Origin of the sequence: Streptomyces sp. NPDC001093 (genome assembly GCF_040298985.1) — a bacterium.
In the GTDB taxonomy this organism is placed as follows: Bacteria; Actinomycetota; Actinomycetes; order Streptomycetales; family Streptomycetaceae; genus Streptomyces.
Genome location: NZ_JBEPBF010000018.1, coordinates 65,228 through 88,702, shown reverse-complemented (window position 1 = coordinate 88,702; position 23,475 = coordinate 65,228). Strand labels below are relative to the sequence as shown.

The following is a 23,475-nucleotide window of genomic DNA, read 5'->3' as shown; positions in this document are numbered from 1 at the left end:
ACGGGCGGCTGCGCTGCGCGCAGGCCGTTTCGATGCGTGCGTCGCTCACGCGCCCCTCCCGGTGGCTGCGGCCATCACGGTTTCCTCGGTGGCGTCGGAACGGGGGATCTCGGCGGTGAGCCGGCCCTCGTGCATCACCAGCACCCGGTCGGCCATGCCGAGGATCTCCGGCAGGTCCGAGGAGATCATCAGCACCGCCACCCCCTCGGCGGCGAGCTGGGACAGCAGCCGGTGCACCTCCGCCTTGGTGCCGACGTCGATGCCGCGGGTGGGCTCGTCGACTATCAGCACCTTGGGGGCGGTGGCCAGCCACTTGGCGAGGACCACCTTCTGCTGGTTGCCGCCGGAGAGCGTGGAGACGGCGTCGGCGATCCGGGCGTACTTCACCTGGAGCTTCACCGCCCAGTCCAGCGACCGGCTGCGCTCGGCACCCCGGTCCACGAGCCCTGCCCGCACGGTCGTCCGCAGCCCGGTCAGGCCGATGTTCCGCTCGATGGACATGTCCATCACCAGGCCCTGGGCGCGCCGGTCCTCCGGGACGAGGGCGAGCCCGGCGGCCATCGCGGTGGACGGCGCGCCCTTGGTCAGCTTCCGGCCGCCGACCTCGACCTCCCCGGCGTCCCAGCGGTCGACGCCGAACACCGCGCGGGCCACCTCGGTACGGCCGGCGCCCACCAGCCCCGCGAGACCGACGATCTCGCCGCGCCGCACCTCGAAGGAGACATCCGTGAACACGCCCTCGCGGGTCAGCCGGCGGACGCTCAGGGCCACCTCGCCCGGCGCCACCTGCTGCTTGGGGTAGAGCTCGTCGAGGTCGCGGCCGACCATCCGGCGGACCAGGTCGTCCTCGGTCATGCCGGCCAGCGGCTCACTCGCGATCCAGGCGCCGTCGCGCAGGGTGGTCACCTTCTGGCAGATCTCGAAGATCTCCTCCAGCCGGTGGGAGATGAACAGCACCGCCGCGCCCTGTTCGCGCAGGGTGCGCACGACGCCGAAGAGGCGGGCGACCTCGCTGCCGGTGAGGGCCGCGGTGGGCTCGTCCATGATCAGGACCCGGGCGTCGAAGGACAGCGCCTTGGCGATCTCGACGATCTGCTGGTCGGCGATGGACAGACCGCGCGCGGGGCGGTCGGGGTCGAGGCCGACGCCGAGGCGCTTCATCAGGGCGGCGGTGGCCTCGCGGGTGGCCTTGTGGTCGATACGGCCGAGTGCCCGCCTCGGCCGGCGGCCCATGAAGATGTTCTCGGCGATCGACAGGTCGGGGAAGAGCATGGGCTCCTGGTAGATCACGGCGATCCCGGCGTCGCGGGCGTCTCCGGGCCCGTGGAACTGGACGGGCTCACCGTCGAGCAGCACCTGGCCGGCATCCGGACGGTGCACCCCGGCAAGCGTCTTGATCAGGGTCGACTTGCCCGCGCCGTTCTCCCCGGCGAGGGCGTGGACCTCACCGGCGAACAGCTCGAGGGAGACGCCCCGCAGGGCGCGAACGGCACCGAAGGACTTGGCGACGTCCCTCAGCGCCAGCACCGGGGCCGGTCCCGTGTCGGACGGATGGGTCATGGGTGGCTCCTCGACGACGCCGGCGCGGCGAAGTCGGAGAGCCGTCGCAGCGTCGTGAAAGGTTTCAACTGGATGGCGGGGACGTTAGGCATGGCAGACATGTCACGTCAATGGCTGTCGCTCGAAAAAATTTCAATAGCCGAAGGTCACCCGGAGGTCACGGAGAATGCGCCTGGACACAGGGCTTGACACGCCTTCGGAGGGCTCATAGCTTCCCGTGTTGAATCGTTTCATACAAAGCCTTTCCGGCCGATGCCACAGGAGCCCGAAGTGACCGACCTCGCCGCGGTGAAGGCCGCGCTGAAGACCCAGGCCGTCGAGACGCCGTCGTGGGCGTACGGGAACTCGGGGACGCGCTTCAAGGTGTTCGCGCAAGCGGGCGTTCCCCGCACACCGTGGGAGAAGGTCCAGGACGCGGCCCAGGTGCACGCGTTCACCGGTGTCGCGCCGACCGTGGCCCTGCACATCCCCTGGGACAGGGTCGAGGACTATGCCGCGCTGGCCGGGTTCGCCGAGGAGCGGGGGGTCAGGCTCGGGGCGATCAACTCCAACACCTTCCAGGACGACGACTACAAGCTGGGCAGCATCTGCCATCCGGACCCGGCGGTGCGGCGCAAGGCCGTCGATCATCTGCTGGAGTGCGTCGACATCATGGACGCGACGGGCTCCGCCGATCTGAAGCTGTGGTTCGCGGACGGTACGAACTATCCCGGGCAGGATGATGTGCGGGCGCGGCAGGACCGGTTGGCGGAAGGGCTGGCCGCGGTGTACGAGCGGCTCGGGGACGGGCAGCGGATGCTGCTGGAGTACAAGTTCTTCGAGCCGGCCTTCTACACCACCGATGTGCCGGACTGGGGGACCGCCTACGCGCATTGCCTGAAGCTGGGTCCGAAGGCGCAGGTCGTGGTCGACACCGGGCATCATGCGCCGGGGACCAACATCGAGTTCATCGTGGCCACTCTGCTGCGGGAGGGGAAGCTGGGGGGCTTCGACTTCAACTCCCGGTTCTACGCCGACGACGACCTGATGGTCGGCGCGGCCGATCCCTTCCAGCTGTTCCGGATCATGTACGAGGTCGTGCGGGGCGGTGGCCTCGGGCCGGACGTCGCGTTCATGCTCGATCAGTGCCACAACATCGAGGCGAAGATCCCGGCGATCATCCGGTCCGTGATGAACGTGCAGGAGGCCACGGCGAAGGCGCTGCTCGTCGACCGGGAGGCTCTTGCCGAGGCTCAGCGGTCCGGGGACGTGCTGGGCGCCAACGCCGTGCTGATGGACGCGTACAACACGGATGTGCGGCCGTTGCTTCGTGACGTGCGTGAGGAGATGGGGCTGGATGTCGACCCCCTTGCCGCGTACCGCCGGTCGGGGTGGGCCGAGAAGATCGTCGCCGAACGCGTTGGCGGGGAGCAGGCCGGTTGGGGGGCGTAAGCGTCTGCCCTGTTCTGTTTCGTCGCGGGCTCAGGGGCCGTCGTTGCCTGTCGCGCAGTTCCCCGCGCCCCTCAGGGAATCCGCTCACCCTCTTTCGAGAAGTAAGGAATGTCCATGTCCACCACCCGTCCCGAAGCCGCCGCCCTGCTCGCGCGATCCCATCGACTCGGCGCCGATCCCCGTAACACCAACTACGCCGGCGGCAACGCGTCCGCCAAGGGCACCGGCACCGACCCCGTCACGGGCGGAGACGTCGAGCTGATGTGGGTCAAGGGATCGGGCGGGGATCTCGGGACGCTCACCGAAGCAGGGCTCGCCGTGTTGCGGCTGGACCGGCTGCGGGCGCTCGTGGACGTGTACCCGGGGGTCGAGCGCGAGGACGAGATGGTCGCCGCGTTCGACTACTGCCTGCACGGCAAGGGAGGGGCCGCACCCTCCATCGACACCGCGATGCACGGGCTGGTCGACGCCGCCCACGTCGATCATCTGCACCCGGACTCCGGGATCGCGCTCGCCTGCGCGGCCGACGGGGAGAAGCTGACCGCCGAGTGCTTCGGCGACTCGGTGGCATGGGTGCCGTGGCGGCGGCCGGGGTTCCAGCTGGGGCTGGACATCGCGGCGATCAAGGAGGCCAACCCGCAGGCCATCGGCGTGGTGCTGGGCGGCCACGGGATCACCGCGTGGGGAGACACCGCCGAGGAGTGCGAGCGCAACTCGCTGCACATCATCCGCACCGCGGAGGCGTTCCTGGCGGAGCGCGGCAGGGCCGAGCCCTTCGGGCCCGTGATCGAGGGGTACGCGGCCCTCCCCGAGGCCGAGCGCCGGGAGCGAGCCGCCGCGCTCGCGCCGTACGTCCGGGCGCTCGCCTCCCAGGACAGGGCGCAGGTCGGGCACTTCGACGACGGTGACGCCGTACTGGACTTCCTCGCCCGGGCCGGGCATCCCCGGCTGGCCGCTTTGGGCACCTCCTGCCCCGACCACTTCCTGCGCACGAAGGTACGGCCGCTGGTACTGGACCTGCCGCCCACCGCGCCGCTGGAGGAGGCCGTGGCCCGGCTGAAGGAACTTCATGCCGAGTACCGGGAGGAGTACGCCGCCTACTACCAGCGGCACGCCCTGCCCGACTCCCCCGCCATGCGCGGCGCCGACCCGGCCATCGTGCTCGTCCCCGGCGTGGGCATGTTCAGCTTCGGCAAGGACAAGCAGACCGCTCGCGTGGCCGGCGAGTTCTACGTCAACGCCATCCATGTGATGCGCGGCGCGGAGGCGGTGTCGTCGTATGCGCCGATCGAGGAGTCGGAGAAGTTCCGCATCGAGTACTGGGCGCTGGAGGAGGCCAAGCTCCGGCGGATGCCGAAGCCGAAGCCGCTGGCGACCCGGGTGGCGCTGGTGACCGGTGCGGGCAGCGGGATCGGGAAGGCCATCGCGCACCGGCTGGCGACCGAGGGCGCGTGTGTCGTCGTCGCCGATCTGAACGGCGAGAGCGCCCGGGCCGTGGCCGAGGAACTGGGCGGCCCGGACAGGGCGGTCGCCGTCACCGTCGACGTCACGTCCGAGGAACAGATCGCGGACGCCTTCAAGGCGGCGGTGCTCGCCTTCGGCGGAGTCGACCTGGTCGTCAACAACGCCGGGATCTCCATCTCCAAACCGCTGCTGGAGACCTCGGCACGCGACTGGGACCTCCAGCACGACATCATGGCCCGCGGTTCCTTCCTCGTCTCGCGGGAGGCGGCGCGGGTGATGATCGCGCAGGGGCTGGGCGGTGACATCGTCTACATCGCCTCCAAGAACGCGGTCTTCGCCGGGCCGAACAACATCGCCTACTCCGCGGCCAAGGCCGACCAGGCCCACCAGGTGCGGCTGCTGGCAGCCGAGTTGGGCGAGCACGGCATCCGGGTCAACGGGGTCAACCCGGACGGCGTGGTGCGCGGTTCCGGGATCTTCGCGGGCGGCTGGGGCGCCCGGCGGGCCGCGGTGTACGGAGTGCCGGAGGAGAAGCTGGGCGAGTTCTACGCCCAGCGGACCCTCCTGAAGCGCGAGGTGCTGCCCGAGCACGTGGCGAACGCCGTGTTCGCGCTCACCGGCGGCGACCTGACCCACACCACCGGGCTGCACATCCCGGTCGACGCGGGTGTGGCGGCCGCGTTCCTGCGATGAGCGCCGGTGTGAGGTCGTACGCCGCGGTCGACCTGGGCGCCTCCAGCGGGCGGGTGATGGTCGGCCGGGTCAGCCCGGACTCGCTGGAGCTGAGCGAGGCACACCGGTTCGCCAACCGGCCGGTGCGCCTCGCGGAGGGGCTGCGCTGGGACATGCTCGCGCTGTACGGCGGGGTCCTGGACGGGCTCCGGGCGGCGGGCCGGGTGGACTCCGTCGGTATCGACAGCTGGGCCGTGGACTACGGCCTGCTGGACGCCGACGGGGCCCTGCTGGGCAACCCGGTGCACTATCGCGACGCCCGCACGGCAGGGGTCGCGGAGAAGGTGTGGGCGACCGTGCCGGCCGGGGAGCTGTACGCGGCGACGGGCATCCAGTACGCGCCGTTCAACACCCTGTACCAGCTCGCGGCCGCCCGCTCCACCGCTCAACTCGCCTATGCCGAGCGGCTGTTGCTGATCCCGGACCTGGTGTCGTACTGGCTGACAGGCGAGCAGGGCACCGAGCTGACCAACGCCTCCACGACCCAGCTCGTCGATCCCCGGACGCGGACGTGGTCGTACGACGTCGCCGAGCGGCTCGGTATCGACCTCGGGCTGTTCGCGCCGCTGCGGCAGCCCGGCGATCCGGCCGGACTGCTGCGGCCTGAGGTGCTGGAGGAGACCGGGCTGACCGGCCCGGTGCCGGTGACGGCCGTCGGCTCGCACGACACCGCCTCCGCGGTGGCCGCCGTCCCGGCGACCGGCGCGTCCTTCGCCTACATCTGCACCGGCACCTGGTCCCTGGCGGGGCTGGAGCTGACCGCTCCGGTGCTCACCGAGGAGAGCCGGGCCGCCAACTTCACCAACGAGCTGGGGCTCGACGGCACGGTCCGCTATCTGCGCAACATCATGGGGCTGTGGCTGCTCCAGGAGTGCCAACGCGCCTGGGACGGACCGGACCTGGGGCTGTTGTTGCGTGAGGCCGGTACCGTGCCGGCGCTGCGCTCGGTGGTGGACGCCGGGGACGCGGCGTTCCTGGCGCCGGGGCGGATGCCGGAGCGGATCGCCGAGGCGTGCCGGGCGTCCGGGCAGCCGGTGCCGGCGACGCGGGGCGAGGTCACCCGGTGCATCCTGGACTCGCTGGCCCTCGCCCACCGGCGGGCCGTCGAGGACGCCCAGCGACTGGCCGACCACCCGGTGGACGTGGTGTACGTCGTCGGCGGCGGCACCCGTAACGCGCTGCTGTGCCAGCTGACCGCCGACGCCTGCGGGCTGCCCGTGGTGGCCGGTGCGACGGAGGCGGCGGCCCTGGGCAACGTCCTGGTCCAGGCCCGCGCCCACGGGCTGGTCGGCGACCTGGCCGCGATGCGCGGGCTGCTCACCCGTACGCAGCCGCTGACCCGGTACACGCCCCGCGGCGACCGTGCGCGCTGGCGGGAGGCAGAGGCAAGGCTCGCCACACGGTGAGCGGCGGTCTCCCTTCACCGGTATTCGCCTACTACCCTGCACTCGTCCGATGACCGATCCCGAGGAGCCGCGATGCGTGTCGCCCTGTTCCTGACCTGTGTCAACGACACGCTCTATCCGGACACCGGCCGTGCCATGGTGAAACTCCTGACCAGACTGGGTGTCGACGTCGACTTCCCGATGGGCCAGAGCTGCTGCGGGCAGGCGCACTACAACACCGGTTACCGCCACGAGGCGGAGCCCCTGGCCCGGCACTTCTCCGATGTCTTCCGCGAATACGACGCGATCGTCACTCCCTCCGGATCCTGCGGGGCGATGGTGCGGGAGCTGTATCCGCGGATGGGCGAGCGGGCGCGTGCCGAGGGGCGAGGGGACTCGCTGACGCGGACGCTGGCGCCGGTGGTGGCCAAGACGTACGAGTTGACGGAGTTCTTGGTGGACGTGCTGGGCGTGACGGACGTCGGCGCCTCCTACCCGCACACGGTCACCTACCACCCCACCTGCCACGGCCTGCGCTCGCTCGGACTCGGCGACCGGCCGCGCCGGCTCCTGCAGGCCGTCAAGGGGCTGGAGCTGGTCGAGCTGCCCGGTGCCGAGGAGTGCTGCGGTTTCGGGGGCACCTTCGCGTTGAAGAACGCGGAGGTCTCGGCGGCCATGGGCACGGACAAGGTGCGCAACGCCGAGTCGACGGGCGCGGAGGTGCTGTGCGCGGCCGACAACTCGTGTCTGATGCACATCGGCGGCACGATGAGCCGGCTGCGGACGCGCATGCGGCCGGTGCACATCGCGGAGATCCTGGCGAGCACGGAGGAGGAACCGGCGGCATGAGCGGAACGTTCGTCGGCATGCCGGCCTTTCCGAAGGCGGCTCACGACGCCCTGGCCGACGCGAACCTGCGGCGCAATCTGCGGCACGCCACGCACACCATCCGCGCCAAACGGGCCCGCGCGGTGGCCGAGTTGGACGACTGGGCGGCGCTGCGCGAGGCGGGCCGCCGGATCAAGGACCACACGCTGCGCCATCTCGACCGCTATCTGGTGCAGTTGGAGGAGTCGGTCACGGCGGCGGGCGGTACGGTCCACTGGGCCGCGGACGCCGAGGAGGCGAACCGGATCGTCGCCGGGCTGGTGAAGGCGACCGGCGAGTCGGAGGTCGTCAAGGTCAAGTCGATGGCCACGCAGGAGACCGGGCTCAACGAGGCCCTTCTCGAGGAAGGCATCCACGCCTACGAGACCGATCTCGCCGAGCTCATCGTGCAGTTGGGCAAGGACCGGCCCTCGCACATCCTCGTGCCCGCCATCCACCGCAACCGGGGTGAGATCCGGGACATCTTCCGCTCGGAGATGGGCGAGTGGGGCCGGCCCGCTCCCGAGGGTCTGACCGACGCCCCCGCCGAACTCGCCGAGGCCGCCAGGCTGCATTTGCGGGAGAAGTTCCTGCGCGCCAAGGTCGGCATCTCGGGCGCCAACTTCATGGTCGCCGAGACCGGCACGCTCGTCGTCGTCGAGTCCGAGGGCAACGGCCGGATGTGCCTGACGCTCCCCGAGACGCTGATCTCGGTCGTGGGCATCGAGAAGACCGTGCCCACCTGGCGGGACCTGGAGGTCTTCCTGCAGACCCTCCCCCGCTCCTCCACCGCCGAGCGCATGAACCCGTACACGAGCATGTGGACCGGCACCACGGACGGCGACGGGCCCCGGGCCTTCCACCTGGTGCTGCTCGACAACGGCCGCACCGACGCCCTCGCCGACCAGGTCGGCCGCCAGGCCCTGCGCTGCATCCGCTGCTCGGCCTGCCTGAATGTGTGCCCGGTGTACGAGCGGGCCGGCGGCCACGCCTACGGCTCGGTCTATCCGGGCCCGATCGGCGCGATCCTCAGCCCCCAGCTCCGGGGCACGGCGAGCGAGATCGACGCCTCACTGCCGTACGCGTCGAGTCTGTGCGGCGCCTGCTACGAGGTGTGCCCGGTCGCCATCGACATTCCCGAGGTGCTGGTGCATCTGCGGGAGCGGGTCGTGGAGGGCGGTCCGGCGGTCCGGCAGGGCAACAAGGTGATACTGAGACCGGCCAAGGGACACGCGGCCGAGCGGGCGGCCATGCGCGCGGCACGCTGGGCGTTCACCCACCCCGCCGCCCTGCGCTCGGGCCAGCGGCTCGCCTCCCGCACCCGCCGGCTGCACCCCCGTACCCTGCCGGGCCCGGGCAAGGCCTGGAGCGGCACCCGGGACCTGCCGGCCGTGCCCGCGGAACCCTTCCGGGACTGGTGGCAGCGCACGCGCGGTGGAAGGGACGGCGCCAAGTGAGCAGCAGGGAACGGATCCTGGGCCGGGTGCGGCGCGCGCTCGCCGATGTGACGCCGGACGAGCGGCCGTACGAGGAGGCCGTGCCCCGCGACTACCTGCGCGAGCACGGGGCCGGCACGGCCGGGCAGACGGTGGAGCTGCTGGCCGGGAACCTGGCGGACTACCGGGCGATCGTGCACCGCAGCGCCGCCGAGGAGCTGCCGGATCTCGTCATGCGGCTGCTGAACGAGCACGGCTCCCGGGAGGTGCTGGTGCCTCCCGGGCTGCCGCCGGAGTGGCTGTCCGCCGCGGACCCGGTGCGGATCCACGACCGGGCGGTGAGCACGCCGCAGCGACTGGACCAGGTGGACAGCGTGGTGACGGGCTGTGCCGTGGCGATCGCCGAGACGGGCACGATCGTCCTGGACGGCTCCCCCGACCAGGGCCGACGCCGTATCTCGCTCGTCCCGGACCACCACATCTGTGTCGTCCGGGTACCGGACCAGGTGGTCCGCTCGGTCCCGCAGGCCCTCGAACGCCTCGACCCGGCCCGCCCGTTGACCTGGATCTCCGGCCCGTCGGCGACCAGCGACATCGAGCTGGACCGGGTGGAGGGCGTGCACGGTCCGCGCAAGCTGGAAGTCATCCTGCTCAGCTGACGGACCGGTCACCCGAATGGGTCCGGCCTGCGCCACCCGGCGGACGCCGCCACCGCGCGCCGCGCGCGGCCCCGTTAGCGTGCGGACATGATCCGGTTCGAGCAGGTCACCAAGCGGTATCCGGACGGCACGACGGCGGTGGACGGCCTCTCCTTCGAGGTGGCCGAGGGAGAGCTCGTCACGCTCGTCGGCCCGTCGGGCTGTGGCAAGACGACGACCATGATGATGGTCAACCGGCTGATCGAGCCGACCTCCGGCCGGATCTTCGTCGACGGGGAGGACATCGCCGGCGTCGACCCGGTGCGGCTGCGCCGCCGCATCGGGTACGTCATCCAGCAGGTCGGCCTCTTCCCGCATCGCACCGTCCTGGACAACACCGCCACGGTGCCCGCGCTGCTCGGCTGGAAGCGGGCGACGGCGCGGGCGCGGGCCGCCGAGCTGCTGGACCTGGTGGGGCTCGACCCGAAGACGTACGGGCCGCGCTATCCGGAGCAGCTGTCCGGCGGGCAGCGGCAGCGGGTCGGGGTGGCGCGGGCGCTCGCGGCCGACCCGCCGGTGCTGCTGATGGACGAGCCGTTCGGCGCGGTCGACCCGGTGGTGCGCGAGCAGTTGCAGGACGAGTTCCTGCGGATGCAGGCCGCGGTGCGCAAGACCGTGCTGCTGGTCACGCACGACATCGAGGAGGCGGTGCGGCTCGGTGACCGGATCGCCGTGTACGGGCAGGGCCGGATCGAGCAGTTCGACACGCCCGGCGCGGTGCTCGGGGCGCCCGCGACCCCCTACGTCGCCTCCTTCGTGGGCGCCGACCGGGGGCTGAAGCGGCTGTCGGTCACCGCGATCGAGCCGGACGACCTGTCGCAGCCGCCCGTGGCCCGCCTCGACGAGCCGGCCGAGCGTGCCGTCGAGCGGCTGCGGGCCGAGGGCGCCCGGTGGGCCGTCGTCCTCGACGCGCACGGCGATCTGCACGGCTGGGCGGGCATCGAGGAGCTGGCGGCGGGCGGCACGGTCGGGGAGCTGGCCCACCGGATGACCGCGTGGGTGCCGGTGGGCGCGCCGCTGAAGCAGGCGTTCGGCATGATGCTCCAGTACGACGCCGGGTGGGTCGCGGTACTGGACGGCGCGCGCTTCCTCGGCGTGCTCACCCCGGCGAAGCTGCACGAGGCGCTGCGCCGCTCGGTGGACGCGGATGCGCGGGGCGTGGCGCGGGGGCAGGTGTCGTTCGACTCGGTGGCGGATGCGTGAGACACCTGCCGGGCCTCACTTCAGCAGGCCCTTGTCCTTCAGATAGGCGCGGGCCACGTCGGCGGGCAGCCTGCGCCAGCTGTCCACCTGCTGGTTCATGTCGGCCAAATCGCGTGTGCCGAGGACGTCGTTGAGCTTGCCCAGCGCCTCGGCCACGCCCGCGCTGCCGGCCCGGGAGCGGTTGACCACCGGGACCACGTAGTCGGCGTTCTGCAGGTGTCTGTCGTCGGTGAGCAGGACCAGGCCGAAGGAGTCGAGGGTGGCGTCCGTGGTGGTTGTCAGCACCAGCTGGTCCCGGCCCTCCTGCACGGCCCGTTTGGCCTGTGCGGTGCCGACTCCCTTGGGGTCGACGCCGGTGATGTCGATGGCGTACACCTTCTTCAACCCGGGCGCGCAGTACGGTCGTCGGACGCACTCGTCGCCGGCCGCGATGCGCACCTTCAGTTTCGACGCGCCGAGGTCGCCGAGGGTCCTGAGGCCATGCCGGCGGGCGTAGTCCGCGCGTACCGCGAAGGCGTTCTGGTCGACGGCGCGACCGGGCGGGAGGACGGTGAGGCCGCGGGGTGCGGCGAGCCGGCGCAGGGCGGTCATCGTCTCGCCGAGGTCGGGTGAGCCGACGGGCTCGGCGTTCGCGCCGTGGGTCTTGGCGTTCAGCCAGTCGGCGAAGGTGGCCGCGTACTCGGGCACGACGTCGATCTGGCCGGATTCCAGGGCCGGTTCGTACAGCTCCCGGTTGTTGACGGTGAGCAGGGACGTCCGGTAGCCGGCCTGGTTGAGCAACTGGGCGTAGAGCTGGGCGAGCAGATCGCTCTCGGTGAAGCCGGCCGAGCCGATGGTGAGGTGGTGGCTGTCGCCGGGTGCCGCGGTGACCTGGCCGCGGTTCTCCAGGGAAGGTCCGGTGCCGCAGGCGGTGAGGGAGAGCAGCGTGACGGCGGTGAGCGCTCTTCTCATCGGCCACCCCGCGCCCACCCCGGTGCCAGCCGCTCGGCGATCTCGAAGGCACCCTCGACGACGAGCGCGAACACGGCGACGAGCAGGGCGCCCGCGACCACCTGGGGCGTACTGGCGAGGTTGAAGCCGGCGGTGATGATCCGGCCGAGGCCGCCGCCGCCCGCGAGCGCGGCGATGGTGGCGGTGGCGACGAGCTGGACGGCGGCGATCCGCACCCCGTTCAGGACCATCGGCAGCGCGAGGGGCAGCTCCACCCGCAGCAGCATCTGCCGTCCGGTCATCCCCATGCCCCGGGCCGCCCGTACGACGCCGCGGTCGACCTCGCGCATGCCGACGTAGGCGTTGGTGAGCAGGGGCGGCACGGCGAACAGCACCAGGGCCACCACCGTGGGCCCCTCGCCCCACCCGCCGACCGGGGTGAGCAGCAGCAGGACCAGGACGGCGAACGTGGGCACGGCCCGGCCGACATTGGAGATGTTGACGGCGAGCGCGCCACCCTTGCCGAGGTGGCCGAGGACCAGGGCGACGGGCAGCGCGATCACACAGCTCAGGAACAGGCAGACGCCGGTGAGCACCAGGTGCTGGAGCAGCCGGTGCCCGACGCCGTCGTCGCCCGACCAGTGCGCGGGGTCGGTGAGCCAGTGCCAGGTCTGGGTGAGCGTGCTCATGCACGGCCCGCCTCGGTCCGGGACGCGTTCTCCGCTCGCGAGACCTCGGGCCGCCCTCGCCCGGCGGGCATCCGTGCGCGGCCCGCCCTGGTCCACGGTGTGATCAGCCACTGCACGCCCAGCAGGAGCAGGTCGGCGCCGACGGCGATCAGCACGCAGAGCACGGACGCGGTGAGCACCTGGGCCTTGAAGTAGGTGTTCATGCCCGCGTAGATGAGGTTGCCGAGCCCGCCGAAACCGACGATCGCGCCGACCGTGACCAGGGAGACCGCCGAGACGGTGGCGATGCGCAGGCCGGCCATCGCGGCGGGCAGGGCGAGGGGCAGTTCCACGGTGAGCAGCAGGCGGACGGGGCCGTAGCCGAGGCCGCGCGCGGCCTGCCGGGTCTCCTCGGGGACGGCGCGCAGGCCCACGAGGATGTTCCGGACGAGCAGGGTCAGCGAGTACAGCACGAGCCCGGCGACGACGAGGGTGGCCGACAGGCCGTACAAGGGCAGGAGCAGGGAGAACATGGCCAGCGACGGGATCGTGTAGAGGACCGTCGTCAGGGCGAGCACCGGCCCGGCCGTCCAGGCCCAGCGGCGGGCCGACACCGCGAGCGGCAGGGCGACGGCCAGGCCGATGAGGACCGACAGGACGGTCAGCTGGAGGTGCTGCTCGACCGCGTCGAGGAGGATCTGGCGGCGGGTGCTCAGATAGGCGCCGCAGATCCATTCGTTGCGCGCGAGGCAGTCGTCCGGGGGCGCGGTCACGGTTTCATTGGACCGGGTGGACGAAGGGGACGGCACGTCGGGCTGGCCCGTACGGGGTGCTCCGCGGCACGGCGGACAGCAGCCGGTGCCCGGCCCTCTCCGCCGCATCCACGTGACAGCGGCGGTGAACAAGCGCTTAGATAGGAGCTGAGACAGGAGTCCGTACACCACTCCCGACCTGCCGGAGGCCCCGTTGTTCACGTCCGTCGACGACGTCTCCGCCCGCCTCGCCGAGACCGGCTACCTCGCCTCGCCCGCCGTCGCCACGACCGTCTTCCTCGCCGACCGGCTCGGCAAGCCGCTGCTGGTGGAGGGCCCCGCCGGGGTCGGCAAGACCGAGCTGGCCAAGGCCGTCGCCCAGGTGGCCGGGGCCCGGCTGGTCCGGCTGCAGTGCTACGAGGGCGTGGACGAGTCCCGCGCGCTGTACGAGTGGAACCACGCCAAGCAGCTGCTGCGGATCAGCGCGGGCCGCGACGAGAGCTGGGACGAGACCCGCACCGACATCTTCAGCGAGGAGTTCCTGCTGCCCCGCCCGCTGCTGACCGCCATCCGCGGTGACGAGCCGACGGTGCTGCTGATCGACGAGACCGACAAGGCCGACGTCGAGATGGAGGGGCTGCTGCTGGAGGTGCTCAGCGACTTCCAGATCACCGTCCCGGAGCTGGGCACGGTCGCCGCGACCCGGCGCCCGTTCGTCGTGCTCACCTCCAACGCCGGCCGGGAGCTGTCCGAGGCGCTGCGCCGCCGCTGTCTGTTCCTGCACATCGGCTTCCCCGAGGAGGAGCTGGAGCGGCGGATCGTACGGCTGAAGGTGCCGGGCCTCGACGCGGCGCTGGCCGAGTCGGTGGTCCGCGTGGTCGGGGCGCTGCGCGCGATGGACCTGCGCAAGGTGCCGTCCGTCGCGGAGACCATCGACTGGGCGCGCACCCTGCTGGCGCTGGGCGCCGACACCCTGGACGAGACGGTCGTACGGGACAGCCTCGGGGTGATCCTCAAGCATCAGGACGACATCCAGAAGGCGGCGGCGAAGCTCGACCTGGACGCGCTGTGACCGCGGTCGCCGAGCGGATCACCGGGCTGGTCGGGGCGCTGCGCGCACACGGCGTGCGGATCGGCACCGGCGAGACGGTGGACGCGGCCCGCGCGATGGAGGCCCTGGGCCTCACGGACCGGGAGCTGCTGCGCGAGGGGCTGGCCGCGACGCTGCTGCACGGCCCCGGACAACGGGCGGTGTTCGACCCGGTCTTCGACCTGTACTTCCCGCGCGGGGTCGGCGGCCCGGACGGAGAGTCCGGGGACCGCGAGGCACTGCGCGACCGGCTGGCTGAGGCCCTGGCGGCCGACGACCGCGCGTTGATGGCCCGGTTGGCGGTGGACGCGGTCGACGCCCTCGGCGGCTACGGCAGTTCACCCGGCTCGGACGGCTGGTCGGCGTACCAGACGCTGGACCGGCTGCGCCCGCAGACCCTGCTGGCCCGGGTACGGACGGACGTCCGGGGCCGGGACGGCAGCGGTTCCGGTTTCGCGGACCGGCTGCTGGACGACGAGATCCGGCGCCGTATCGAGGCGTTCCGGCGGATGGTGGGAGCGGAGGCGCGGCGCAGGGTCGCCGAGCGGCGCGGGCGGGACGAGATCGCCCGGCGCGGTGTCGTACCGACCGCGGACCGGGTGGACTTCCTGTACGCGAACCGGGACCAACTGGCAGAGCTGCGCAGGGCGGTGCAGCCGCTCGCGCGCAAGCTGGCCACCCGGCTCGCCGCGCGCCGCCGCCGGGCCGCACGCGGCACCGTCGACCTGCGCCGCACCCTGCGCTCCTCGCTCTCCACGGGCGGGGTGCCGATGCGGCCGGTGCTGCGCCGACGCCGCCCCGTGCGCCCCGAACTGGTGCTGCTGTGCGACGTGTCCGGCTCGGTGTCCGGCTTCTCCGACTTCACGATGCTGCTGGTGCAGGCACTGCACGACCAGTTCAGCAAGGTCCGCGTGTTCGCCTTCGTCAACCGGCTCGACGAGGTGACCGGCCTGCTCGACCACGGCCGCGCCGACCCCGACGGGCTCGGCGCCCGCATCCACGCCGAGGCCACGCTCACCGGCTGGCACGGCAGCAGCGACTACGGCATGGCACTGGGCGAGTTCGCCGCGCGGTACGGCGGCGCGGTGGGCCCGCGCACGACCGTGTTCGTCCTCGGGGACGCCCGGACGAACATGAGCGACCCGAACCTGGCCGCCGTACGGGAGGTCGCCGGGCGGGCCCGCCGCGTGTACTGGCTGAACCCGGAGCCACGGGACCGGTGGGGCACCGGCGACTCCGCCGCGCCCGCGTACGCCGAGCTGGTCGAGATGCACGAGTGCCGTACGGCCCGTCAGCTCAGCGCGCTGATCGCCCGGCTGCTGCCGGTGTGATCGACTGGTCCCGAACGACCACGACCGGCATCGAAGGACGTACGCGATGAGCCACTCCCCCGTAGCGCTCGGCACCTTCCCCACCCCCGTCGAACCGGCGCCCCGGCTCGCCGCGGCGCTCGGGCTCGGACCCGGGGACCTGTGGATCAAGCGGGACGACCTGACCGGTCTGGGCGGCGGCGGCAACAAGATCCGCAAACTGGAGTGGACGGTGGGCGCGGCGCTCGCCGAGGGCGCGGACACCCTCGTGACCACGGGCGCCCCGCAGAGCAACCACGCCCGGCTGACCGCCGCCGCGGCCGCCCGGCTGGGCCTGTCCGCCGTCCTCGTGCTGCGCGGCGCGCCGGGCGCCTCCCGGTCCGGGAACCTCGCCCTGGACGGGCTGTTCGGGGCGCGGATCGCGTGGGCGGGCGAGGTGGACCAGGCCGGGCTGGACGCCGCGGCGGCCGAGGTGTGCGCGCGGCTGCGGGCGGACGGTGCCCGGCCCGCGCTGATCCCGTTCGGCGGGTCGGGGGTGCCGGGCGCCCGGGGCTATGTGCGCTGCGGCGAGGAGCTGGACGAGCAGGTGCCCCAGCTGCGCACGGTGGTGGTCCCGCTCGGTTCGGGCGGCACCATGGCCGGCCTGGTCGCGGCCCTGGGCACCGGTTCGGTGCTCGGCGTCGACGTGGGCGCGCTGGCCGACCCGGCCACGGCCGTCGCCGAGTTCGCGGCACCGCTCTCGACCGAGGAGATCACCCCGGAGGGGCTGCGGGTGCGCCGGGACCAGGTGGGCAGCGGGTACGCGACGCTGACCGAGCCGGTGACACGGGCGCTCCGGCTCGCCGCCCGCACCGAGGGCCTGGTCCTCGACCCCATTTACACGGGCCGGGCCCTGGCCGGACTCCGGGCGGCCGTCCGCGACGGAGACGTCCGGCCGGGCGAGAAGACGGTGTTCGTCCACACCGGCGGCCTGCCCGGCCTGTTCGGCCACCCGGACGCGGTCGCCTTCGCGGAGGAGGGGGCGACGGTTTTCGACGGGTGACGGCGGAGGACGGTGACCGCGCTTCAAGGGGCCGTGGCGGGGCTGGTGGCGGGGCTGGTGGCGGCGCCCGGAGGGCTGACCGCGCGTGGCGCCGGCGACCGCGCGTCGAGGACTGACGGGGCATAGGGGGCTGACGGACCGAGTACGACTCCGGCCGCTGACACGCCGACCGGGCCGCACGGTGTGCGACCCGCTCCTGCGGAAAATTGGCCGGTCGTCACCTGCAACCTCGGCCGGGGTCGGACGTCTGTCGGGGTGGAGGCCTCCACTTCGACCACAAGTCCGACCCCGAACGACCGAAGGAACCCATGTCCGCACACCGTGCATCCAGGCCCAGCCGTGCCCGCAGGCTGAAGGCCGCCCTGGGGGTTTCCGCCGTAGGCGCGGCCCTGGCCGTCGCCGGCACCATGACCGCCCAGGCGGCCCAGGACGGCAGCCACGCGACCCCGTCCCCGGTGCCGTCGCCGGTCCGCACCGCCACGCCGTCCCCCGTGCCCTCGCCGGTCCACACCGCCACTCCGTCGCCGGTACCGTCACCGATCCGTACGGTGACTCCGACGCCCGCACCGGCCACACCCACCCCCGTGCCCGCACCCACGGACGCCGCCCCCAGCCCCGTACCCTCGCCTCCCGCCCGAGCCACCCCCAGCCCCGTGCCGTCACCGGCGCGGACCGGACATGGTCCGCACCACGGCGTCGCCACACCGGCGCCGGTTCCGCAGCACCGCTGAGCAGCAGCACCTAGGCAGGGCCGGGAGCGGGCGTCCCTCGGTGGCGCCCGCTTCCGGCTCCGGGAGATCCATGACGACAGCCACACCACCGGCGACAGCCCTGCGCTGGGCGCGCGGCATCCCACGACGCCCCACGCCCTGGCGGCGGTTCATGCAGGCACCGCGCACCCGCGCAGGCGCTCGCCTCCTCCCCCGCGCCCGTACGGACACGCCCACCGATCCGGCTCCCGGTACGGGCGCCACGCACACCGGAGCGCTCCGGGCGGTCCCTCTCTCCGGAGCCGAACAGCCGCCGGGCATCGAGGAGTTGTATCACCACCGCCGGCTCGCCCTGGTCCGGCTCGCGGTGCTGCTGGTGGACGATCTGCCCACCGCCGAGGACGTCGTGCAGGACGCCTTCACCGCGCTCTTCCGCCGCCACGGTCACCGGCTCGCCTCGCTCGACGACCCGGAGGCGTATCTGAGGACCAGCGTGGTCAACGCGGCCCGCTCGGTGCTGCGCCGGCGCAGGACCGTACGGGCGCACACCCCGGCCCCCGAGCAGCACGCCCCCGCCCCGGAGGAGGACGTGCTGCTGCACGAGGACCACCGGGAGGTACTGGCGGCGCTGCGCACGCTGACCCGGCGGCAGCGGGAGGTGCTGGTGCTGCGCTACTGGTCGCATCTGAGCGAGGCCGAGATCGCGGCGACACTCGGCCTGTCGCGGGGTGCCGTCAAGTCCACGGCCAGCCGGGCCCTGGACGCCCTCGGCCGACGTCTGGAGGGGCTGCGATGACCGAGTCCGGTACCGGGACCGCGCCGACGCCGGTCGAGGAGCGGCTGCGGGCCGCGCTGGCCGCGCGGGCGCGTTCCGTCGGCCCCGCCGACCTGCGGCCGTTGCTGCCGCCGACGGCGGTGGCGCGGCCCCGCCGGGTGCTGCTGCGCCGGACGGTGGTGGGCGCGCTGGCGCTGGCCGCCGTGGCCGCGCTGGTGTTCTTCTCGGTGCGCGGCGGTCCGTCCCGCCCGACCGAGCCGGCCCGCCCTCCACGCCCGGCGACCGGCACACCGTCCCCGGTCCCGAGTACGGTCACCCCCTCCACGGCCGAGCCGTCGCCGAGCGCGCCGCACCCATGAGCTGACGAGCCCCCGACCACGCCCCGCGGTGTCCGAGTCCGATGTCGTGGTTCTCGACATCCGGGCCGGCGACGGTCACTCCGGCGGCCCGGGGCGGGCCGCGATCAGCGTGAACGGGCCGCCGTCCAGGTCGGAGAAGGCGTACGCCCCGTCGTAGCCGGTGGTGGTCGTCGCGACGACGTCGCCCGCGGCGTCCAGCAGGGTCACCCGGGCGTCGCCGAGCGGCCGGCCCGCCCCGGGCACGGTACCGCGCACATGGGCGCCCGGCCGCAGTTCGGCCTCGACGCGGGTGACGCCGGTGCCGTCGAATCGGGCCTCTTTCGGGACGACACGGTCTGCGTGCCGCTCCCTGATGTAAGTCGTTGATTGACGTAACCAAGGAAAATGCGCGTTTCCGCACTCACCGGTACGACGCCCGCCCCGCTAAGTTGGGCGCCATGAGCAATCTTGACCGCGCGCCCCTGCCCAGCGTCTGCGGCGGCCGCGGATTCGTCGTGGCCGAGCCCGTCCGCGAACTGCTGAGCCCCCGTCACGTGAGGCTGGGCGAGTCGACCGAGGTGCGCCGGCTGCTGCCGAACCTCGGCCGTCGCATGATCGGCGCGTGGGCCTTCGTCGACCACTACGGGCCGGACGACATCGCCGACGAGCCCGGCATGCAGGTCCCGCCGCATCCGCACATCGGACTGCAGACGGTCAGCTGGCTGCACGAGGGCGAGGTGCTGCACCGCGATTCGACGGGCAGCCTGCAGACGATCCGGCCCGGACAGCTCGGCCTGATGACCTCGGGACACGGGATCAGCCACTCCGAGGAGAGCCCGCGCCCGCACGCCCGTTTCCTGCACGGCGCCCAGCTGTGGGTCGCGCTGCCCGACGAACACCGCCACACCGAGCCGGAGTTCGAGCACCACCCGGACCTGCCCACGGTCACCGCGCCGGGCCTGACCGCCACGGTGATCCTCGGCGACCTCGACGGCTCCGCCTCGCCCGGTACGACGTACACCCCGATCATCGGCGCCGACCTCGCCCTCACCCGGGGCGCAGACATCCGCCTGCCCCTGGAGCCCGACTTCGAGTACGGCGTCCTGGCCATGTCCGGCGAGGTCCACGTGGACGGCGTACCGGTGCTCCCCGGTTCGATGCTCTACCTCGGCTGCGGCCGCTCCGAACTCCCGCTGCGCGCCGAGTCGGACGCCGGAATCATGCTGCTGGGCGGCGAGCCGTTCGCGGAGGAGCTGATCATGTGGTGGAACTTCGTCGGACGCACCCAGGACGATATCAATCAGGCCCGGGAGGACTGGATGAGCGGGTCGCGTTTTGGGGAAGTGAAGGGGTACGACGGGGATCCGCTGCCTGCGCCGGAGCTGCCGCCGGTGCCGCTGAAGGCACGGGGTCGGGTGCGCTGAGCTGGGACTGTTCAGCGCGGCACGCACATAGACCAGGGAGGGAAGGTGCACCCTGCTCAGTTCGCACAGCCCCCTGAGCAAACCCCCTTCAGACCACCCGCTCCCCTCCATCTCGAAGTGCATGCTCCGCCAGCCGTGGTCAGCTTCGGTCGGACCGATGCCGACCCAATGCTGACTTTACTGACAGGCAATCAGGTTACTCTCGGGAGTCCGCTCACCCTTCCCGCGCCCCCCACTCACCTCCGCGTTCAGCTGATCGTGAAATGCCGCTTCGAAGATGCGCGGTGGCATCTGGTGCCCGGCTGGGTGCGGGCGCCGCGCACGATGTCGCCACCGGCTGCGACGGGATCGCGGCTGTTGCTCAGTGTCAGGGCGCAAGGACGCGGTAGGCCCTGGCGACCGAGGGGCGTTGCTCTGGTTCTTGCCCCGAGGTGCTGACGCCCTTCTGGGCGACCGCCTGTGAACCGGCCGAGGGGAACAAATGAGCCTGTAGCCGCCCTGCGTGTCCGGCGCCCGTGCCACCTCGACACGGGCACCGGACCGGTCTCCTTGTCCGGCCGGTCTGCCCGGCCCACGTCACCCGCGGAGGGCACGGACAAGTTGCACCCTGTGTACCGTCGGGTCCGTTGCCGGACTTACGGATAGCTCACCAGGTACGCCACGTTGCTGCTGGGGGTTACCTGGTTGCCGGTGTTGTCGATGATGTGGTTGATGGTGCCGTCTCCACCCAGGACCGTGGTGACCATGCTGTGGAACTTCACCGCTGACGTGGTGGGCACCTCGATGGCGTGGCCGAGGACGACGGAGGGGTTGTCGCGGAGGTAGGCGTAGACACCCACACCCCATGCCTCGTGGGAGGTGACCGAGTTGGCGACCTTGTAGGAGGCGTAGCCGAGGTCGCCTCCGCTGGTGGTCCAGCTGGACTGGTCGGGCACGTCGTAGGGGGTCTCGCTCTGGTAGAAGTACGTGCGGCCGCCGTTGCCGTTCCAGGTGGTCTGGTACTTCTGGTAGTGCTCGACCGCCAGGCCGTACATGGTGACGTTGTTGCCGTTGACGATCAGTCCGTTGGCGGCCGGGTTGGTCGTCCAGCCGACGCCGTTGGTGTGGTCCGCGCGCCACAGCCAGAGGTCGTCGCCGATGACGTCGTTGCTGTTGATCACCAGTGTCTGGGTGGCCTTGCCGGCGATGTCGCCGCCGATGCGGAAGAACACGTCGTGCAGCACGATCGGGTCGGCGGTGTGACTGGCAGTCGAGCCGGTCGGGCCGACCTGCATGAGGGTGTTGGAGTTGGTGGTGTTCGCGCTGATGAGCAGCCCGGCGATGTCTATGCCGTCGGCGTCGGCGGTGGTGATCGCGGTGACGCCGTTGTCCGGTACGAGGGTGGCCAGGCCCAGGCCGAGGACGACGGTGTCGGGGCGGGTGATGTTGAGCGGGGCGGACAGGTGGTAGACGCCCGGGGTGACGATCAGGTTCTGGCCCGCGGCGAGCGCGTTGTTGATCGTCGTGGCGGTGTCACCGGGCTTGACGATGTAGAACTGGCTGATCGGCAGCGAGGTGCCCGGGGCGCTGCCGTTCGTCCAGTCGGGGCCCTGCACATTGGTGCGCACCGAGGGGACGAACACCTGCCAGTTGCCTGAGCCGTCGACGTAGAGGAACGGCTTCTCGCGCATCACGGGGCTCTGGGCGACGGTGGTGTACTGCGGATTGGGGAAGCTGGTCGCGGGGGCGCCGGTGTCGCCGACGAAGACCATGTTCCAGTTGTGCCCGGTCCAGCCGCCGTTCATGGCGGTGTCCTGGGTGAGGAACTGCTGCTGGGTACCGGAGTTGATCTGGCCGGAGACGCGGGAGTCGCCGATGTAGCCGCCGCTGGACCAGTTGGTGCTGGTGCCGTGGGTGTCGTCCCACAGCTTCATGCTGCCGTGTACGTCCATGCGCCGGAACGGGTCGGCCTGCGAGACGGCCCACATGGTGCTGCCCGAACTGGGGCTCACCGACATGTTCTCCGCGTCGCGCCAGAAGTTCTGGGTGGCGTTGCCGTCGCTGGTGTGCCCCTCGACGTGCACGCCTCCGCCGGTGATGGACACCTGGTCCGGTGACAGGCCGAGTCCGGCGACCTGGGTGTAGTAGCCGACGGGTATGTCGACGTCGTAGGTGCCGGGGGTGAACAGCAGGGCGTTGCGCTGGGTGCCGAACTCGTCGTTCTGCTGGGTGCTGTAGACCTGGTTGATCTTCGACTGGATGGTGGACGTCGGCATCGACGGGTCGAACACCGTGACGTTGGGGCCGAAGTCCGGGGTGCCGGCCGGCGGGGTGATGCCGGCGGAGAGCGAGAAGGACTGGGCGGCGGTGCCGTTGCAGGTGTATTGCTGCAGTTGGACGCTGTCGGCGGTGGACGCGGACGGCACGTCGAGGCACTTGCCGCTGTTGCGGTTGACGAAGTGGTACGTGCCGGAGGCCTCGGCGACGGGCAGCCACTGCTGGTTGGCGCCGCCGCCGTAGAGCCACAGCTGGGTCAGCGCGCCGTCGGCGGTGGAGACGCCGGTCTCGTCCCAGACCTGGTCCGGCGCCGAGGCCACGCCGATCCGGTAGTAGCCGCTGTCGGTCGGGGTGAACTGCCAGGACTGCGCTCCGGTGCCGTTGCAGGCGTACTGCTGCACGGCTGTGCCGTTGCCGGTGGCACCGCCGCTCGCGTCGACGCACTTGCCGCTGCCTGCGTTGACGACGGCGGTGGGAGCGGTGGGGATGCTCGCGGCGGCTGCACTCGGGGCGGACGCCAGCGCGATACCGGCGGCGGCCGGCAGCAGGAAGGCTGTCGTGAGGGCGGCCGTGCGTCTGCGCCGGCGGGGTGCGCGGACGCGCGCGGCGGGAACGGCGGCAGGAACGTCAGTCACACGTGTCTCCTCGGTCGCGATGTGGGGGCGCGATGCGGATCGGACGCTAGGGGCAGCCCGCCCGGCCGTCAATACATCAAAATATAAGGCGTGAATTATCTTGGTCATCGGCGGGTGCGGTGAGGGCCGTCCAGGGAGGCGTGGTCCGCCGCGTCCCGTGGCTGGGCCGATCACGGGCAGTGTCGGATCGGCCCTCTTGGGGCGAGGCGCAGAACCGGGGATCGTCGTGCACGGGTACGCCGAGGCGCGACGGAGTCCTTCGCGGACACCCCGGCCGCTGCCCGCACCCTCGGCACCCTGCTCGACGCGGGCCTCGGCCATGCGGCCCCTTGGACGTAGCGGCGAGCCGGGAACACCTGGCCGGGTTCCGCGACACGCTCGCCCGTCACGGCCGCCCGTACGTCCCACTCGCCGAGGGCGGCTTGACCCTCGACAGCGGTATCGCGGCCATGTCGGACTGCTGGACCGCCGCCCGGGCACGGACGGCGTGTTCGCAGCCAACGACCTCATGGCCCACGGCGCCTGCCAAGTGCTGCGCCGGCGCAGCTGCCGGGTGCCCGAGGACGTGACCGTCGTCGGCTTCGGCGACTCCGGTATCGTCGTCACCCGCCGTCCTCGACTGACCACGTCCGCCAGCCGGTTGAGGAGAGGGCGGCGGAGCTGACCCGCTTGCTCGACGAGCACACCCACCGCGCACTCACAGACGCGGCGCCGGTCGTCTCCGAGCCCTGACTTGTGGGTCGCGAGTCGGCATGACGGCGCGGTCAGG

The 23,475-nt window shown here is 72.1% G+C and carries 19 protein-coding genes and 2 pseudogenes; 15 read left to right on the top strand and 6 right to left on the bottom strand.

The window, feature by feature from the left end; translation table 11 throughout:
* Positions 1-45: 45 nt before the first annotated feature.
* On the bottom strand, positions 46-1,560 hold the full coding sequence (locus ABT288_RS12170) for a sugar ABC transporter ATP-binding protein (protein ID WP_351605639.1): 1,515 nt from the start codon (positions 1,558-1,560) through the stop codon (positions 46-48).
* A 270-nt stretch (positions 1,561-1,830) separates the two neighbouring features.
* On the opposite strand from ABT288_RS12170, the gene rhaI reads away from it, so the two are divergent.
* From rhaI to ABT288_RS12135, 7 genes are all read left to right on the top strand, one after another.
* Positions 1,831-2,991, top strand: coding sequence for an L-rhamnose isomerase (gene rhaI, locus ABT288_RS12165; protein WP_351605636.1), 1,161 nt, complete (start codon positions 1,831-1,833; stop codon positions 2,989-2,991).
* Positions 2,992-3,105: 114 nt separating this feature from the next.
* A complete protein-coding gene (locus ABT288_RS12160; RefSeq protein ID WP_351605633.1) occupies positions 3,106-5,148 on the top strand; it encodes a bifunctional aldolase/short-chain dehydrogenase in 2,043 nt (680 codons plus the stop codon).
* Positions 5,145-6,593: a rhamnulokinase gene (locus ABT288_RS12155; RefSeq protein ID WP_351605630.1), complete on the top strand. Its 1,449-nt coding sequence runs from the start codon at positions 5,145-5,147 to the stop codon at positions 6,591-6,593. The genes ABT288_RS12160 and ABT288_RS12155 overlap by 4 nt, the downstream gene beginning before the upstream one ends.
* A gap of 72 nt (positions 6,594-6,665) precedes the next feature.
* Complete coding sequence (locus ABT288_RS12150) at positions 6,666-7,421, top strand: (Fe-S)-binding protein (RefSeq protein WP_351605628.1); 756 nt, start codon at positions 6,666-6,668, stop codon at positions 7,419-7,421.
* Complete coding sequence (locus ABT288_RS12145; RefSeq protein WP_351605625.1) at positions 7,418-8,896, top strand: lactate utilization protein B; 1,479 nt, start codon at positions 7,418-7,420, stop codon at positions 8,894-8,896. The genes ABT288_RS12150 and ABT288_RS12145 overlap by 4 nt, the downstream gene beginning before the upstream one ends.
* Positions 8,893-9,534 (top strand): LutC/YkgG family protein, encoded by a 642-nt coding sequence (locus ABT288_RS12140; RefSeq protein ID WP_351605623.1) that lies wholly within the window; start codon positions 8,893-8,895, stop codon positions 9,532-9,534. The genes ABT288_RS12145 and ABT288_RS12140 overlap by 4 nt, the downstream gene beginning before the upstream one ends.
* A gap of 87 nt (positions 9,535-9,621) precedes the next feature.
* Positions 9,622-10,776 (top strand): betaine/proline/choline family ABC transporter ATP-binding protein, encoded by a 1,155-nt coding sequence (locus ABT288_RS12135; protein ID WP_351605620.1) that lies wholly within the window; start codon positions 9,622-9,624, stop codon positions 10,774-10,776.
* Between the two features lie 15 nt (positions 10,777-10,791).
* Here ABT288_RS12135 and ABT288_RS12130 read toward each other — a convergent pair whose 3' ends face one another.
* Genes ABT288_RS12130 through ABT288_RS12120 form a run of 3 tightly spaced genes read right to left on the bottom strand, consistent with a single transcriptional unit; the run spans position 10,792 to position 13,147 of the window.
* Positions 10,792-11,727 (bottom strand): ABC transporter substrate-binding protein, encoded by a 936-nt coding sequence (locus ABT288_RS12130; protein WP_351605617.1) that lies wholly within the window; start codon positions 11,725-11,727, stop codon positions 10,792-10,794.
* A complete protein-coding gene (locus ABT288_RS12125) occupies positions 11,724-12,395 on the bottom strand; it encodes an ABC transporter permease (protein ID WP_351605614.1) in 672 nt (223 codons plus the stop codon). Before ABT288_RS12125 ends, ABT288_RS12130 begins: the two co-directional genes overlap by 4 nt.
* Positions 12,392-13,147: an ABC transporter permease gene (locus tag ABT288_RS12120; protein ID WP_351605612.1), complete on the bottom strand. Its 756-nt coding sequence runs from the start codon at positions 13,145-13,147 to the stop codon at positions 12,392-12,394. Before ABT288_RS12120 ends, ABT288_RS12125 begins: the two co-directional genes overlap by 4 nt.
* Before the next feature lie 193 nt (positions 13,148-13,340).
* Here ABT288_RS12120 and ABT288_RS12115 point away from each other — a divergent pair, with 193 nt between their 5' ends.
* The 6 genes from ABT288_RS12115 (at position 13,341) to ABT288_RS12090 (ending at position 18,412) form a co-directional block, all read left to right on the top strand.
* Complete coding sequence (locus ABT288_RS12115; protein ID WP_351605609.1) at positions 13,341-14,198, top strand: AAA family ATPase; 858 nt, start codon at positions 13,341-13,343, stop codon at positions 14,196-14,198.
* On the top strand, positions 14,195-15,547 hold the full coding sequence (locus ABT288_RS12110; protein WP_351605606.1) for a vWA domain-containing protein: 1,353 nt from the start codon (positions 14,195-14,197) through the stop codon (positions 15,545-15,547). The genes ABT288_RS12115 and ABT288_RS12110 overlap by 4 nt, the downstream gene beginning before the upstream one ends.
* 46 nt (positions 15,548-15,593) lie before the next feature.
* Entirely contained in the window at positions 15,594-16,568 is a 975-nt protein-coding gene (locus tag ABT288_RS12105; protein WP_351605603.1) for a pyridoxal-phosphate dependent enzyme, read from the top strand.
* 308 nt (positions 16,569-16,876) lie between these two features.
* Complete coding sequence (locus ABT288_RS12100; RefSeq protein ID WP_351605600.1) at positions 16,877-17,299, top strand: hypothetical protein; 423 nt, start codon at positions 16,877-16,879, stop codon at positions 17,297-17,299.
* Between the two features lie 70 nt (positions 17,300-17,369).
* A complete protein-coding gene (locus tag ABT288_RS12095) occupies positions 17,370-18,074 on the top strand; it encodes an RNA polymerase sigma factor (RefSeq protein WP_351605598.1) in 705 nt (234 codons plus the stop codon).
* Positions 18,071-18,412 carry a hypothetical protein gene (locus ABT288_RS12090; RefSeq protein WP_351605595.1) on the top strand — a complete coding sequence of 114 codons (342 nt, stop codon included), beginning with the start codon at positions 18,071-18,073 and terminating at the stop codon, positions 18,410-18,412. The genes ABT288_RS12095 and ABT288_RS12090 overlap by 4 nt, the downstream gene beginning before the upstream one ends.
* Positions 18,413-18,434: 22 nt before the next feature.
* Here the strand turns inward: ABT288_RS12090 and ABT288_RS12085 are convergent.
* Positions 18,435-18,715: pseudogene (locus ABT288_RS12085) on the bottom strand (carboxypeptidase-like regulatory domain-containing protein); the annotation flags it as partial.
* Between the two features lie 134 nt (positions 18,716-18,849).
* On the opposite strand from ABT288_RS12085, the gene ABT288_RS12080 reads away from it, so the two are divergent.
* On the top strand, positions 18,850-19,815 hold the full coding sequence (locus ABT288_RS12080; protein WP_351605593.1) for a pirin family protein: 966 nt from the start codon (positions 18,850-18,852) through the stop codon (positions 19,813-19,815).
* A gap of 635 nt (positions 19,816-20,450) precedes the next feature.
* Here ABT288_RS12080 and ABT288_RS12075 read toward each other — a convergent pair.
* Entirely contained in the window at positions 20,451-22,706 is a 2,256-nt protein-coding gene (locus tag ABT288_RS12075) for a pectate lyase-like domain-containing protein (RefSeq protein ID WP_451335302.1), read from the bottom strand.
* 323 nt (positions 22,707-23,029) lie between these two features.
* Between ABT288_RS12075 and ABT288_RS12070 the strand changes: the two are divergent.
* A pseudogene (locus ABT288_RS12070) lies at positions 23,030-23,438 on the top strand (substrate-binding domain-containing protein); the annotation flags it as partial.
* Positions 23,439-23,475 lie beyond the last annotated feature (37 nt).

What these genes read in the sequence shown, in the direction of transcription:
- ABT288_RS12170 (WP_351605639.1), bottom strand. Translation starts at nt 1,560, where the DNA reads ATGACCCATCCGTCCGACACGGGACCGGCCCCGGTGCTGGCGCTGAGG.
- ABT288_RS12160 (WP_351605633.1), top strand. Translation starts at nt 3,106, where the DNA reads ATGTCCACCACCCGTCCCGAAGCCGCCGCCCTGCTCGCGCGATCCCAT.
- ABT288_RS12155 (WP_351605630.1), top strand. Translation starts at nt 5,145, where the DNA reads ATGAGCGCCGGTGTGAGGTCGTACGCCGCGGTCGACCTGGGCGCCTCC.
- ABT288_RS12150 (WP_351605628.1), top strand. Translation starts at nt 6,666, where the DNA reads ATGCGTGTCGCCCTGTTCCTGACCTGTGTCAACGACACGCTCTATCCG.
- ABT288_RS12145 (WP_351605625.1), top strand. Translation starts at nt 7,418, where the DNA reads ATGAGCGGAACGTTCGTCGGCATGCCGGCCTTTCCGAAGGCGGCTCAC.
- ABT288_RS12135 (WP_351605620.1), top strand. Translation starts at nt 9,622, where the DNA reads ATGATCCGGTTCGAGCAGGTCACCAAGCGGTATCCGGACGGCACGACG.
- ABT288_RS12130 (WP_351605617.1), bottom strand. Translation starts at nt 11,727, where the DNA reads ATGAGAAGAGCGCTCACCGCCGTCACGCTGCTCTCCCTCACCGCCTGC.
- ABT288_RS12125 (WP_351605614.1), bottom strand. Translation starts at nt 12,395, where the DNA reads ATGAGCACGCTCACCCAGACCTGGCACTGGCTCACCGACCCCGCGCAC.
- ABT288_RS12105 (WP_351605603.1), top strand. Translation starts at nt 15,594, where the DNA reads ATGAGCCACTCCCCCGTAGCGCTCGGCACCTTCCCCACCCCCGTCGAA.
- ABT288_RS12100 (WP_351605600.1), top strand. Translation starts at nt 16,877, where the DNA reads ATGTCCGCACACCGTGCATCCAGGCCCAGCCGTGCCCGCAGGCTGAAG.
- ABT288_RS12095 (WP_351605598.1), top strand. Translation starts at nt 17,370, where the DNA reads ATGACGACAGCCACACCACCGGCGACAGCCCTGCGCTGGGCGCGCGGC.
- ABT288_RS12090 (WP_351605595.1), top strand. Translation starts at nt 18,071, where the DNA reads ATGACCGAGTCCGGTACCGGGACCGCGCCGACGCCGGTCGAGGAGCGG.
- ABT288_RS12080 (WP_351605593.1), top strand. Translation starts at nt 18,850, where the DNA reads ATGAGCAATCTTGACCGCGCGCCCCTGCCCAGCGTCTGCGGCGGCCGC.